General features: G+C 64.9%; 12 protein-coding genes and 3 pseudogenes. 6 read left to right on the top strand and 9 right to left on the bottom strand.

Features of this window, described 5'->3' with window-relative positions; all coding sequences use genetic code 11:
• Positions 1 to 117: 117 nt before the first annotated feature.
• Complete coding sequence (locus tag AB6A69_RS07165) at positions 118 to 939, top strand: efflux RND transporter periplasmic adaptor subunit (protein WP_371060250.1); 822 nt, start codon at positions 118 to 120, stop codon at positions 937 to 939.
• A gap of 240 nt (positions 940 to 1,179) precedes the next feature.
• Here AB6A69_RS07165 and AB6A69_RS07160 read toward each other — a convergent pair whose 3' ends face one another.
• The 5 genes and pseudogenes from AB6A69_RS07160 to AB6A69_RS07140 form a co-directional block, all read right to left on the bottom strand.
• Complete coding sequence (locus AB6A69_RS07160; RefSeq protein WP_371060249.1) at positions 1,180 to 1,512, bottom strand: ATP-binding protein; 333 nt, start codon at positions 1,510 to 1,512, stop codon at positions 1,180 to 1,182.
• 687 nt (positions 1,513 to 2,199) lie between these two features.
• A complete protein-coding gene (locus AB6A69_RS07155; RefSeq protein WP_371060362.1) occupies positions 2,200 to 2,844 on the bottom strand; it encodes a plasmid partitioning protein RepB C-terminal domain-containing protein in 645 nt (214 codons plus the stop codon).
• Positions 2,830 to 2,985 (bottom strand): annotated as a pseudogene (locus AB6A69_RS07150) (ParB N-terminal domain-containing protein); the annotation flags it as partial. The gene AB6A69_RS07155 and the pseudogene AB6A69_RS07150, both read right to left, overlap by 15 nt.
• A gap of 128 nt (positions 2,986 to 3,113) precedes the next feature.
• Positions 3,114 to 4,022: a plasmid partitioning protein RepB C-terminal domain-containing protein gene (locus tag AB6A69_RS07145; protein WP_371060248.1), complete on the bottom strand. Its 909-nt coding sequence runs from the start codon at positions 4,020 to 4,022 to the stop codon at positions 3,114 to 3,116.
• Entirely contained in the window at positions 4,022 to 5,593 is a 1,572-nt protein-coding gene (locus AB6A69_RS07140) for a recombinase family protein (RefSeq protein WP_371060361.1), read from the bottom strand. The genes AB6A69_RS07145 and AB6A69_RS07140 overlap by 1 nt, the downstream gene beginning before the upstream one ends.
• A 247-nt stretch (positions 5,594 to 5,840) precedes the next feature.
• On the opposite strand from AB6A69_RS07140, the gene AB6A69_RS07135 reads away from it, so the two are divergent.
• From AB6A69_RS07135 to AB6A69_RS07125, 3 genes are all read left to right on the top strand, one after another.
• Positions 5,841 to 6,152, top strand: coding sequence for an XRE family transcriptional regulator (locus tag AB6A69_RS07135; RefSeq protein WP_371060247.1), 312 nt, complete (start codon positions 5,841 to 5,843; stop codon positions 6,150 to 6,152).
• 84 nt (positions 6,153 to 6,236) lie between these two features.
• Complete coding sequence (locus AB6A69_RS07130; protein WP_114511840.1) at positions 6,237 to 6,491, top strand: addiction module antitoxin; 255 nt, start codon at positions 6,237 to 6,239, stop codon at positions 6,489 to 6,491.
• Positions 6,492 to 6,495: 4 nt separating this feature from the next.
• Positions 6,496 to 6,807, top strand: coding sequence for a type II toxin-antitoxin system RelE/ParE family toxin (locus AB6A69_RS07125; RefSeq protein WP_371060246.1), 312 nt, complete (start codon positions 6,496 to 6,498; stop codon positions 6,805 to 6,807).
• Between the two features lie 190 nt (positions 6,808 to 6,997).
• On the opposite strand, the gene AB6A69_RS07120 is transcribed toward AB6A69_RS07125, so the two are convergent.
• From AB6A69_RS07120 to AB6A69_RS07105, 4 genes and pseudogenes are all read right to left on the bottom strand, one after another.
• Complete coding sequence (locus tag AB6A69_RS07120; protein ID WP_371060360.1) at positions 6,998 to 7,717, bottom strand: zinc ribbon domain-containing protein; 720 nt, start codon at positions 7,715 to 7,717, stop codon at positions 6,998 to 7,000.
• Between the two features lie 36 nt (positions 7,718 to 7,753).
• A pseudogene (locus AB6A69_RS07115) lies at positions 7,754 to 8,410 on the bottom strand (recombinase family protein); the annotation flags it as partial.
• 125 nt (positions 8,411 to 8,535) lie between these two features.
• Positions 8,536 to 9,069 (bottom strand): annotated as a pseudogene (locus AB6A69_RS07110) (IS630 family transposase); the annotation flags it as partial.
• A 376-nt stretch (positions 9,070 to 9,445) separates the two neighbouring features.
• On the bottom strand, positions 9,446 to 10,306 hold the full coding sequence (locus tag AB6A69_RS07105; RefSeq protein ID WP_371060245.1) for a universal stress protein: 861 nt from the start codon (positions 10,304 to 10,306) through the stop codon (positions 9,446 to 9,448).
• A gap of 138 nt (positions 10,307 to 10,444) precedes the next feature.
• Between AB6A69_RS07105 and AB6A69_RS07100 the strand changes: the two genes are divergently transcribed.
• Together AB6A69_RS07100 and AB6A69_RS07095 are read left to right on the top strand one after the other, a co-directional pair.
• A complete protein-coding gene (locus AB6A69_RS07100; protein ID WP_371060244.1) occupies positions 10,445 to 10,684 on the top strand; it encodes a helix-turn-helix domain-containing protein in 240 nt (79 codons plus the stop codon).
• Positions 10,681 to 12,411: a cation:proton antiporter gene (locus AB6A69_RS07095; protein ID WP_371060243.1), complete on the top strand. Its 1,731-nt coding sequence runs from the start codon at positions 10,681 to 10,683 to the stop codon at positions 12,409 to 12,411. The genes AB6A69_RS07100 and AB6A69_RS07095 overlap by 4 nt, the downstream gene beginning before the upstream one ends.
• Positions 12,412 to 12,428 lie beyond the last annotated feature (17 nt).

Here is a 12,428-nt window from a genome sequence, read left to right as displayed (position 1 = left end):
TCGGGGTTTCATGAATCGGTGTGGCGCGCGGACCGGGGCCGCTTTCCGGTCCTGCGCTCGACCGGACGTGGCGCGGCGTAAGGGACGGCGCGCGATTGCCTTTCTGGGAGGTGACGGATGATCTGCTTGCGGGTCACGGGTCTCGCGTTCGCGGCGGTGCTCGCCACACCGGCCGCTGCGCTCGACAGCGAGGATTGCCTGATTCTTCCGGGAGCGTCAGTCGACCTCGGCGGTACGGTGCCCGGCCTCATCGACGAGGTGCTTGTGGAGGTGGGAGACGAGGTGCGCGAAGGCGATGTCGTCGCGACGTTGCGCTCGGACATGCAGGAGATGATGCGGCGCCTTGCGCAGGTCCGGGCCGAGAACCGGGCGAGCATCACGGCGGCCGAAGCGCAACTTGCCTTCGAGGAGCAGGAGTTCGCCCGCGTGCAGGATCTCTACGAACGCAACGTCGTCCCGGAAGCACAGGTGCGCGAGCGTGAAGCGCTCCTGATCCGCAGCAGAAGCGAGCTTGATGATGCGCTCTCGCGGGTGCGGGAGGCGGAGCTCGAGATCGAACGTGCGGACGTGGAGCTCGAGGTTCGCCGCATCCGGGCTACGCTGGACGGGGTCGTGTCAGAACGCTTCCTGGAGCGAGGCGAGTATCTGCGCGACAATGGACACGTCGTGACGCTCGTGCAGCTCGATCCGCTCAGGGTCGAGGTCTTTCTTACGCAGGCGGCCTATCCGTCGATCTCGGTGGGCGACGTCGTGCCTGTCGTTCCCGAGCTCGGCGCACCCGGCCCTTTCGACGCCGTCGTGGCCTCGATCAATCCGGTCATCGACGCAGCCTCGGCCACCTTCGGGCTGCGACTGCATCTGCCCAATCCGGAGGGCGCGATCATTTCTGGCATACGCTGCACGGCCCGCTTCGGCGACGTGGTCCCCGAAGACGGCTAACACGCAGCCTCCGGTTCAAACACCCCGGCGCGGTGCCGTCGTAGAAAGTCGCCGAGAGGCCGTTCGGGTCTGGTCACGCGGGTTCGGCCCGACGTTCGCTGCCGGGTCCGGAAATGGTGGGCCGAGGGTCTGCAGCCCGGCCGCGGGCGAGGGCTGGCTGTTCATGTCTGGCCAGATCCGAGCCTCGACTTTCAGCGGGTTTCGGCACGGTCTTGCAAATTGTCGATGGCAAGGGTCCGGTTACTGTGGAGGCTTTTTCCCTTGCCGCCTTGGGATGGAACATGAAGTGGCCACTGTCATTTGCCGTCTGAAGGATATGGTAGCTACGCGAAGGCGATCGCGGAGAGCCGTTTTCATCCTCGCGTTACCGAAGACCTCGGCCCATGCGGCAAAGCTTGGGTTGCGTGCGATGATGACGCTGCTGGGCTCGTATAGCTTGCCGGGAAGGTGGCGCCGCAATGCGCCACCGGATGCCTTGGACGGCGGTTTGACAATCTCGTCGCGGATGAACGACGGCGCGTCGGCGCGTCTGAAGACGGCAGCCTCTTGGCATTTTCGCGCGTCGTGGAGCACAAACCTAAAGCTTCTGGCGCGGACGGTCGAGGACCCGGCTCCGCCATTCGGAGCCGCTTCGCCGGCCACGCCGGCCGTAGCTGCCAGCCCCGTACTGCACCAAGATCGAAACCGGACCACTTCGATGGTGCATATCAAGATTTGGCCCCGATCCGCGCATCACCATCCCGGCCAGCGGTGCTGTGTCAGCCGCAAAGAATAGGCCTGACAAAAGAACGCACTCGGTCACATGTCCCGACGATCAGAAAGTCCTTGGAAACCGAGCGGCATCCACAAACGAACGTTCGATCCCGGTCCCGTCCCCTCCGATTTCGCGGGATTACGATGGGATTCACAGCAATAGCCGATGGCTACGATTTCCTTTAGAATCATGCGTTTGAAAGTCGCGGTCGGACACTTTGCTCCCGCTTTGTATCTGCTTTGATCGTGTTCTGTTCAGTCGCAACCGAGTAGTAGCGAGAAGAGATGGCGGGTGGGCGTGCCGAAGTTGCCCGGCCTCCGGCACGCCCCGACGAAACGCAGCCACGAGCGCGGCTGCGCGGCCGGCGAAAACTCAAGCCAGCCTGGTGGGCCCCGAGCGGGTTCGCCGCCATCCCCACCGCCGCGCTCGATCCGGCCCACTGTCCGGCGTCTCCCGCGGTCCCCGCGCTTATCGGGTCCGGGTCCCCATCAAGACTGTCGCGCCAGCTATTCCGCCTCGGCCGGCATGACAGAGTCCATCTCGGCAATCGTCTGAAACTCGGACAGGAATTCGGGGCGCGTCTGCATGAGGTAGCGAACGATCCTGGCGTTCCCGAGCAGCTTGCCGACGTAGGCCTTGATCACGGTCAGATGCAGGTGATTCTGGCCGTAGGTATCCTGGATCGAGGCGATGCCCTCCTGCAGGCGGGAGAGTTCCTGTTCCATTCGCGCCATCGCCTCGGGCGTGATGCCCTTCACCTTCTTTGGCTTGGACGACTCGACCAGCTGTGCCTGTGGCGTGCCGGCGAGGATCGCCTTCACGTAGGCGACGGAGTAGTTGTTTGCGTTGACCAGAAGCTCCGCAGCCTCGATCTGGCGCATGGTCTTCATCTTGCGAAGCGCGTCGAACACGGCGCCCGTAGCAGGTTTGTCTTTCAGGATCGCGATGGCTTCCTCGGAGATGCCATCCAGCAGCTTGATCTTCTTCTGGATGCTGCGCGTGCCAAGATCGAGCGCGGCTGCGATCTTCTCCTCGGGCACGCCGCGCTCGATCGCCTTGCGGATCATCCTGTGCTCCTGGATCGGCGCAAGGCGGCTGACTTGCCGGTTGTAGGTGAACGCTTCGTCGTCGGTGGAGACGAGGCATTCCACCTCCTGCACGCCGTCATCCTTCAAGGCCTCGATCCGCAGATGCCCGTCGAGCAACAACCAGGTGGCCGATTTGTCTGGGTTCGGGACGACCACTGGCGGTTCGACGATCCCGATCTGGGCGATGGAGGCGACGATCTGCCGGTACTTTCGGCTGGATTTTGCGCTCTTGCCGAGGGTTCACAGGGGCAAGATCACGTCGATCGGCAGGGTGACACAGTCGTCTTCGAAGCCGTGGTTGACGCTGGCCGGGCGTTTGTTCGCGGCCCGTTTCATGACGAGGGTCCATCGGTGACCGCCTGGGCGAGATCGGCGGGCATTGTCTCCAGCCCCTCGGCACGAAGCAGCGTCATGAAGTGCTCATCCGTGCAAAGCGTTCGGAACGCCTCGCGCACGAACATCAGCCGGCTCTGCGCGAGTTCGGCCTTCTTGATCAGCAGTTTCTGACGTGCCGCCTCCTGCTGATAGGCTCGGACAAGTCCCTCGCTGGTCAGCGCGCGTTTCGCCACCCGCCGCCCGAGCGCATTGCTCTTGATCTGGGGCCCGCGGAGCTCGCGCTGCTGGATCAGGCGGCGCACAAGCGTCAGTTTCCGGCCACGCAGCTTCTTCTGAGTATAGGCGTCCATCAGCGCCTTCTGCGCGCCCTTGGCGTCGGTCTTGGAGATCTGGATGGCGAGGTTGAGCGGCAGCAGTCCGGTCTCCACGGCGGAGACCAGGCGCTCCTCGCCCTTCTCCAGCAGTCCGGCGATCATGTTCACGTATTCGTAGGAGACCCCGATCTTCTCGCCGATCTGGCGGTCGTTGTAGCCGCGTTCGCGAAGCGAGCCGATTTCGCGCATCAGATCGATCGGGTTGTGCTGCCGCCTTGCGCAGTTCTCCACGAGGCTCATGACGAGGCAATCGCTCTCGTCGGCTTCGATCACGATGGCCGGGATGTTGTCCTGCTTGAGTTCGATGAAGGCCTCGAGGCGGCCTTGACCGCAGACAAGGTCATACTCCTGCGGATCGGTTCCGGCGCGCGGCGCCACGGTGATCGGTCGCTTCAGGCCGATGCGCGCGATGTTCTCCACCATCGCCTCGAAGGTGCGCCGGTTTCGGACGCGGGGGTTGAGGATCCGGATCCGGTCACAAGGGATCAGGGTCACCTGCTTCTGGCTGGTCGGCTCCGTGTCGTCGGGCATCACGCCACCTCCGCGATCCTGGCCCGCGAGGCGAGCGCGTAGAAGAAATCGAGCGTGTCGAACCGGTACGCATCGAGTGCGAGACCATTCTGCTCAGCGAATTTCAGTTTCCCGAGAGTCATGTCGATGCTGGGCAGCACGAAGTAGTCGCGCGGTGCCTCGTTCACCTCGTCCATGCGCACGGCGATCGTGATGTCCGGCACCAGGCCGGTGTCGAGGCGGATGCGCCACCGCAGTGACCCGGCCGCCGTCGCCGCGCAGCGGGCCAGCACGATGGACACGGTGAACTCGTCGTTGACGCGAAGCAGATCGGTCTCTGGATCTTGCACAGCCCGCCCACCGTGCCGCGTGACCCCGGCGATGATCTCGGCCACCACCTGCGGATGCGCCTGTCGCAGAGCGCGGTTGATCTCGATGTAGCTGTAGTCGCGGTCTGGCTCGTAGCCGATCAGCCGGTAGGCGCGCAGCAGGCTCCCGAAGCGGCTGCGATAGGCGCTGGAGGACGGAAGATCATCCTCCTCGTCGATGATCAGACCCGACAGCATGCCTTGCCGCTTCAGGATCGCGCGCAAAGCATCGAGCAACTCCTCGTCCGAGAAATGGTGGCTGCGGGCGTCGACGATTTCCCGGGCCCGCAGGAAAAGGGCCTTGTCGACGATAGCCGGGAACGCGCCCTCCGCCCGGATCCACATGTCCCGAGGGTTCACGACACGGCGCTGCTTCAGCTTGAACGACACCTTGTTGAAGACGTTGTTCCCGATGTACTTTTCGTTGGTCAGAACCTGATGGACAGTCGCCCGGGTCCACGGCCGGTCGAGATCGGTGCGGTGACCTTCGGCGTTCAGGACCTCCGCGATCTCGCGCTCAGGCCGCCCCTCGTTGACGAACATCTCGTACATGCGCTGGACGACCCGCTGTTCCTCCTCGGGGCCGGGGACGAGGATCACGCGGTCGGTCTGCAGGCTCTTCTGCTCGCCGCGGGACAGTTCGCCCTTGGGGTTTCCGTGCTCATCGATCAGCACTCGACGCAGGCCGTATCCGGCGGCACCGCCCTGGCGATAGCCCAACTCGACGAGGCGGCATTGTCCGGCGAAGACCTTCACCGACAGCTCGCGGCTGTACTCGCCGGCCATCACGCGCTTCACGGTCTTCAGGAGGTTCGAGCCGATGCAGCCGTCGTTCTCGAACTGCTCGCCGCAGTAATGGACCCGGATGCCGGCGCGGGAGCAGACGTGCTCATGATAGGCGCCCTCGTCAGCATCCTGAAACCGGCCCCAGCGGCTGACGTCATAGACGAGGATCGCCTTGAAATCGGCTTGGCCCGACTGGACCTCGGCCATCAGGCTCTGCAGCGCCTCCCGGCCATCGAGCCGCAGGCCGGATCGCCCGGAGTCCTCGAAAGTCCGCAGGATCGTCAGGCCGCGGGTTTCGGCATACTTGCGAATGACGTCCAGCTGATTTTCGGTCGAGTACTTCTGGTGGTCGGTCGACATCCGGACGTAGGCGACAGCTGGGACGTCTTGTTCGGCCGCCGTGCTACCCGCTCCCGTATTGCCGCTTTGACCTGCCAATTCACCGTGCCCCTGTTCACAGCGCCGAGCCCCGGCAGGCCCGTTGCGGGTGCCGCGCTGTGCCTCGGCGGGCGGCAAGGCCCATTGGCCCTCTCATGCGTCCATGCGCCGGCGTTCCGGTTTTGCCGTTCATATTCCTCACCTTCGGAAGTGCGGATGCCCGCCGCAGCCTTCCAGACCGGCCCGTCACGGGCGCGGACGGATTCTGCGGTTTTCATGTCTCTCCAGACATTTAGCGGAGAAACAAATGAAGATGCGGGTGAAGATGGGCACAGTTGTGCCGAAGATGGGCACATTTTTGCATCCCGAGGATGTTCCGGGCGATTATCCCGCGGCCGTGGCGATGGCGTTGCACGCGGAACTCGGATCGACCCACCGGGCGATCAAGTCCGCCATGAGGTGGACTGGGGCCAGCGAGAGGACGGTGAAATATTGGTTCGCAGGCGAGCGCGGTCCGAGCGGCGAACACCTGGTGTCGCTCGCACGGCATTCGGACGTTGTGCTGGTTCTGTTGCTGACGATGGCAGATCGCCTCGTTCTTGAGGATGGAGAAGGGTAGGCAGGACCGCCACCCGCCGAGCGTTCCCCTTGTTTCGTGTTCGATATTGGTTATCTTGAACACACACGATCTGGGGAAAGCGCCATGTCTCGGACCACCACCATGACCGTGCGCGTCAGCGGCGCGCTCAGCGAGTTCGTCGCGACCAATGTCGGCGAGGACGGCGCCTACGAGAACGTCAGCGAGTACATCCGCGATCTGATCCGTCGCGACAAGGAGCGCGTCGAGCGTGAGGCGTTCGATCGGCTGAAGGCCGAGTTGAACCGTGCCTTCGCCGCGCCCGAGGAGAGCTACAAACCCCTCACCGCCGCCGAGGTGATCGCCCGGAACCGGACCTGAGCGCATGGCGATCCGGATCCAGGAGGCGGCGTCCGTCCGCCTCGACGAGATCTACAGATACATACGTGACACGTGGGGCGAAGCGCAGGCCGAGACCTACATTACCGGCTTGTTCGCCGCGTTCGAGCAGATCGAAACGCGCGGTGTGCATTTGCGGGCCGTGCCCGCCGAATTCGGAGTTGATGGGTATTTCTTCCGGTACGAGCGCCATTTCGTGTATTGGAGGCACCTCTCGAACGGCGATATTGGTATTGTCACGATCCTCCACGAGCGGATGCATCAGATTGATCGTTTCAAGGAGGACTTCTTCAGATAACGTTTCTCCCAGACCAGTCTCCAAGACCTGGAACCGGCAACGGCGCACACAATGCTCTTGGTTTGTATCCGTTTTGATCATGTTTTGTTTTTCCAGCAGCGTAAGCATGCGTAGGTACGGGTGTTGAACAGAACCTCCTTGGATTCGCCGATTTCAGAATAGATCCCGGTCGCTACTTCCAGCAGAGTTTTCAGGCGCTCCACTCGCTCCGCCACCCCGGAACAAAACTGGGCACTCGAAGATCGTCTTGATTGAGGGTGAGGGCCATGCGCTCGAACTCGCTTGGCTTTGCCACGATCCTAACGCGCTGTTGGCTGACCTGGATTTCCTTGATGACGGCGCGGAGGTAGGAGCGGCGGAACTCGATGGTTCCGGTGGTGATATTCTTCTTCAGGAGGTCTGCCAGAGCCGCCACGTTTTCTTCCGTCACGCGCGTCGCGGGCGACAGCTCAGAAGCCATGCGGTCGAGCGCGACCTTGGCAAGGTCGCGCTCGGTTGCCGCGGCCTCGATCCGATCCTTCAGTGTCGGCTCTGCCGGATCGAGCGTGCCCGCGTCGATGAGGTCGTAGTACCTGTCGAGCCGGGCTTGGGCGGAGTTCAGCTTTTCCCTGAGTCGCCTGAGGTTTCCCGTCTTTTCGACTTCCCGTGCGGACTGCCTCTTGAGCAGCCCCTCGAGCACGCGTGTGGTCCTTTCCGGGGAGAGGAGTTTCCGAATGATCTGGTCTGTGACGAAATCGTCGAGTTCCGCCATCGGCACACGCTTGTTGTCGCAGCTGCCCGCGCCGGTCCTCGTGAGGGAGGCGCAGGTGTAGTACTTGTACCGTCCTCCTTTGCCCGTGGTTATCGTCATGCCCGCTCCGCAATGTCCGCAGGTGACGATCCCGGTCAGCAGGATCGGGCCGGTCGTCACGCGTGGTGGGGTCTTCTTCGGGTTCCGCTCCCGCAAAGTCTTCTGAACGGCCGCGAAGATTTCATCCGGAATAATGGCCGGGACCTGCACCTCGATCCGCTTGGCGTCCTTCCTGGAGCGGCCATATATGTAGGTTCCGATCATAGCGCGGTTGGTCAGGATGTCGTGGATTTTTCCGGTGCTCCACCGCCGGCCGTTCCGGTTCCGGAAGCCGTGATTGTTCAGCCATTTCGCGACCTTCATCGTCCCCAGCGGACCGGAAGTCCCGTCGCCGGTCAGGTACAGGTCGAAGATCAGACGTACCGTCTCAGCCTCATCGGGATTGACGACAAGCTTTTTCTTCTTTGCGTCTCCGCGGGTCCCGGCTGCCATGGTCGTGAAGCCGTAGGGGGCGATGCCGCCGCTCCAGAAGCCCTGGCGTGCATTTTCCCGAAGCGAGCGCTCCACGTGCTTGGCGGTCTCGGCAGACTGGTACTCATCGAAGATCATCAGGAAGTAGCGCATCATGTCGCCAACCGGACCTGGCGGGACGGGCTGGCTGATACTGACGATCTCGACGCCGTAGGTCCTCAACCTGTCGATAAAGAGCACAGCCTCCACGAGCTTGCGGAAGAAACGACTGAAGGAATGGACGAGCACGACTTCGAAGTCGGCCTGTCCGCTCTCGACGATCGCCAAGATCCTCTGAAGGTCGGGGCGGTCGGAAGCGGTCTCTCAGGGCCGATGTTCTCCGGACCTCATGACTGCGCGGAATTGGTGAATTTCTCGTAAGTTCTTGTAGAGGAAGGGGTATTTAAAGCCACTAGAGCATCGTCCATTTAATCTGCAACATAACGGGCAGCCTTGAAGAAGTTGAGGCACTCTTGGGCCGGGAAGAGGTCGCAGGTCCGTGCGACGGATTGTAATAGGGCCTCGAATGTCCTCGCTTTGGCGCGCCGAAGATTGGCTTTCAGTTTGGCGTAGGCCATCTCGATTGGATTCAGGTCAGGACTGTAAGGTGGCAGAAAGAGCATCCAGTTACCCTGCGCCTTCAGACAGGCCTGGGCCCTCGCGGATCTGTGTGACGACAGGTTGTCGGCGATGACAACGTCCCCGGGCTGCAGAACGGGGGCGAGTTGAGTTTCGATATAGGTCTCGAACGCGGCCCGGTTCATGGGCCCATCGAGCACCCAGGGCGCGATCAGTTCATCGATGCGCAAGCCGGCAATGAAGGTTTGGGTTTGCCAATGTCCGAACGGGGCGTCGGCCTCCAGCCTCGTTCCGCACCGGGACCGTCCCCGTAGCCGGGTCATCTTGGTGGTAACGCCTGTCTCGTCGATGAACACCAGCCGGTGCGGCTCAAGGCGCATCTTCGAGCGGCCGGGCGAACAGCTTTCGGCGGCGGAGCGAGGTACGCAGTGGTTCCGCGCAGCGCAGCATTCCCGCTCGGCCAGCGAGAGCACCGCTGTGGTGATGGGGGCGGCCGGCCTGACGAAGCCTATGCGGATGATCTTGGCGGATCTTCCTCTTGGGGACCGGCGCGATGGTTGCTCTCGGGCAGATGGTTGCATTCGTTGCCAAACCGGCCGAATTCCCTCTCGGGCGACCGACTCGCTGCGTCAGACAGGTTGGCGGAAGCACGACTCGTGTTCTTGTTGCAAGGCGTGAAATGCACGATGACAAAAACGCGCGCAAGGGCGCGATTCGCGGGGTGCTGTTTCTTGGCAACCGCAGGGACGCGCCGCCCGCTCAGGCGGCGGCGGGCGGGACGGCGAGGACGTCGCGGTCGGCCTTGCGCAGCACCGCTTCGGCCACGCTGCCGAGGAAGAGCTTCGCGAGGCCGCTGCGGCCGTGGGTGCCCACCACCACGAGGTCGGCCGCCTCCTCCCGCGCGGCCTCGAGGATCGCGTCGGCCGGGGCGGCGCCGCTCAGCCGCGGGCTCTGGCGGAGCGTGCCGAGGCCCGTCGCCTCGACGAAGGCCGCAAGCTCGCGCGCGGCCTCGCTGCGCGCGTCGTCGCGGTAGGCGGCGCGCCCCTCGGGCGCGACGTTGCCGCCGAGGACGAGATGGCCCACCGGCGCGTCGACGACGTGCAGGATCGAGCGCCGGGCCTCGCCCGCGATCCCGAGCCGCGTCGCGGCGCGGGCCGCCGCCGCGGCGCCGTCGGAGAGGTCGGTGGTGAGCATGACGTGGGCGTAAGGCGCCACGGGCGGGGCGTTGACCATCAGCACGGGCGTCGTCACCGACCGGATCGTGCGCTCGGCCGTGGTGCCGACGAAGACGTCGCGCAGGGCCTGCCGCCGGTGCGGGCCGATGACGAGCAGGTCCGCGGCGCTTTCCGCGGCCGCCTGCGCGATGCCGGCGAAGGGATCGGCCAGGACGAGGCGGGTTTCGCAGGCGATCCCGTCGACGCGGCGCACCGTGGCGCGCAGATCCTCCAGGAGCCCGGCGGCCGCCTCGCGTTCGCTGTCGAGGATGCGCCGCGGCTGGTCGTCGTCGACGACATGGACGACCACGAGGGTGGCGCCGACCTGCCGGGCGAGCAGGGACGCGCGCCGGAACGCGCGGTCCGAGCGCTCGGAAAAGTCGGTGGCCAGCAGGATCGTCTTCATCGCATGCCCCCCTCTCGCCGACGGGTCGTCACGTTCTTGACCCCAACCGGTGCCTGCGGCAAATCATTTCACCGAAATCACCCCGATTGCACCAAAGAACGCTATCCGTCACGCAACGACACGGCAAAGGTCCATGCCATGGCCCGCGACGCGTATCAGACGGTCAAGGTAGTGGCCGACCGGTTGAAGGTCAGCGAGGCGACCGTGCGCGGCTGGATCCGGCAGGGCGAGCTGCGCGCGATCGTGATCGGCAAGGGGTGGCGGATCGCCGACGCGGATCTGGCGGCGTTCCTGGCCAGCCACGCCACGCGGGCGCGCGCGCCGGACGCGCCCGAGGCGGGCGCCCCGCCCGGGCCCCCGGGCGGGCGGGACGCATGATCGAGGCGCTGACCCATTCGCCCTTCGCCGAGGTCGCGCTTCTGCTGGTGATGGCCGCGGCCATCGGGCTTTTCGGGATCGCGCTGCGCCAGCCGCTGATCGTGAGCTTCATCGCCGTCGGCCTGATCGCGGGGCCCTCGGCGCTCGACGTCGTGCGCGCCGACGCGCAGATCGATCTTCTGTCGCAGCTCGGCATCGCCGTTCTGCTTTTCCTCGTCGGCATCAAGCTCGACGTGAAGCTCATCCGGTCGCTCGGCGCGGTGTCGCTCACGACTGGGCTCGGGCAGGTCGCCTTCACCTCGGTCTTCGGCTTCCTGATCGGGCTCGCGCTGGGGCTGGGCGCGGTCACCAGCCTCTACGTCGCGGTGGCGCTGACGTTCTCCTCGACGATCATCATCGTCAAGCTGCTCTCCGACAAGCGCGAGATCGACAGCCTGCACGGGCAGATCGCGCTCGGCTTTCTGATCGTGCAGGACATCGTCGTCGTGCTGGCGATGATCGTGCTCTCGGCCATCGGGATCGGCGCGGCGGCGGAGGGCGGCGGCCAGGGCGGCGGCACGGTGATGTCGGTGCTCGTCTCGGGCGTGGCGATGGTCGCGCTCGTCGTGCTCTTCGTGCGCTACATCGCCGACCCGCTGACCGAGCGTCTCGCCCGGGCGCAGGAGTTGCTGGTGATCTTCGCCATCGCCATGGCGGCGATGTTCGCGGCGATCGGGGATTTCGTGGGGCTGGGCAAGGAGGTGGGCGGGCTCCTGGCCGGCGTGGCGCTCGCCTCCACGCCCTACCGCGAGACCATCGCGGCGCGGCTGGCCCCGCTCCGCGACTTCCTGCTGCTCTTCTTCTTCATCGCGCTCGGCGCGACGCTCGACCTGTCGCTGCTGGGCACGCATGTCACCGGCGCGATCGTCTTCTCGCTCTTCGTGCTGATCGGCAACCCGCTCATCGTGCTCGCGATCATGGGGGCGATGGGCTACCGCAAGCGCACCGGCTTCCTCGCCGGGCTGACGGTCGCGCAGATCAGCGAGTTCTCGTTGATCTTCGTGGCGATGGGCGTCTCGATCGGCCATGTCGAGGAGGACGCGCTCGGCCTCGTGACCATGGTCGGGCTCGTCACCATCGCCGCCTCCACCTACATGATCACCTACTCGCACCGGTTCTACGCGCTCTTCGAGCCGGTGCTGGGGATCTTCGAGCGCCGCGGCACCCCGCGCGAGCCCTACGACGCGGCCGCGCATCGCGGCGACCGCTACAAGGTGATCGTCTTCGGGCTGGGCCGGTTCGGCACCGCCATCGGGATGCGGCTGCAAAAGCGCGGCGTCACGGTGCTGGGGGCGGATTTCAACCCGCTCTCGGTGCGGCGGTGGCGCGAGCTGGGCCTCGCGAGCGAGTTCGGCGACGCGACCGACCCGGAGTTCGTGGCCGAGCTTCCGCTCTCGCAGGCCGACTGGATCGTCTCGACCGTGCCGATCCACCCCACCGGCCTGAGCCACGAGGACACCCGCACGACGCTGATCCAGCTCACGCGGGCGGCGGGCTTTTCCGGCCGGATCGCCGTCGCCTCGCATCACCCCCGCGACACCGAGGCGCTTTTCGGCGCGGGCGCCGACATCGTGCTCGAGCCGTTCCAGGACGCGGCCGATCAAGCGGTTGACCTGCTGTGCGGCGCGCCCGAAAAGGAACGTACCGAGATCCCGGAGATCCGGACGGAGGAGAAGCAGGCGTCGTGAGCGAAAACGCGCGGCGT

Origin of the sequence: Rhodosalinus sp. 5P4 (assembly GCF_041365695.1) — a bacterium.
Classification (GTDB): Bacteria; Pseudomonadota; Alphaproteobacteria; order Rhodobacterales; family Rhodobacteraceae; genus Rhodosalinus.
Note: the sequence above shows the minus strand (reverse complement) of the source record. Positions and strands in the feature narration are given on the sequence as shown.

What these genes read in the sequence shown, in the direction of transcription:
- AB6A69_RS07105 (WP_371060245.1), bottom strand. Translation starts at nt 10,306, where the DNA reads ATGAAGACGATCCTGCTGGCCACCGACTTTTCCGAGCGCTCGGACCGC.
- AB6A69_RS07100 (WP_371060244.1), top strand. Translation starts at nt 10,445, where the DNA reads ATGGCCCGCGACGCGTATCAGACGGTCAAGGTAGTGGCCGACCGGTTG.
- AB6A69_RS07095 (WP_371060243.1), top strand. Translation starts at nt 10,681, where the DNA reads ATGATCGAGGCGCTGACCCATTCGCCCTTCGCCGAGGTCGCGCTTCTG.
- AB6A69_RS07135 (WP_371060247.1), top strand. Translation starts at nt 5,841, where the DNA reads ATGAAGATGCGGGTGAAGATGGGCACAGTTGTGCCGAAGATGGGCACA.
- AB6A69_RS07125 (WP_371060246.1), top strand. Translation starts at nt 6,496, where the DNA reads ATGGCGATCCGGATCCAGGAGGCGGCGTCCGTCCGCCTCGACGAGATC.
- AB6A69_RS07130 (WP_114511840.1), top strand. Translation starts at nt 6,237, where the DNA reads ATGTCTCGGACCACCACCATGACCGTGCGCGTCAGCGGCGCGCTCAGC.
- AB6A69_RS07165 (WP_371060250.1), top strand. Translation starts at nt 118, where the DNA reads ATGATCTGCTTGCGGGTCACGGGTCTCGCGTTCGCGGCGGTGCTCGCC.
- AB6A69_RS07145 (WP_371060248.1), bottom strand. Translation starts at nt 4,022, where the DNA reads ATGCCCGACGACACGGAGCCGACCAGCCAGAAGCAGGTGACCCTGATC.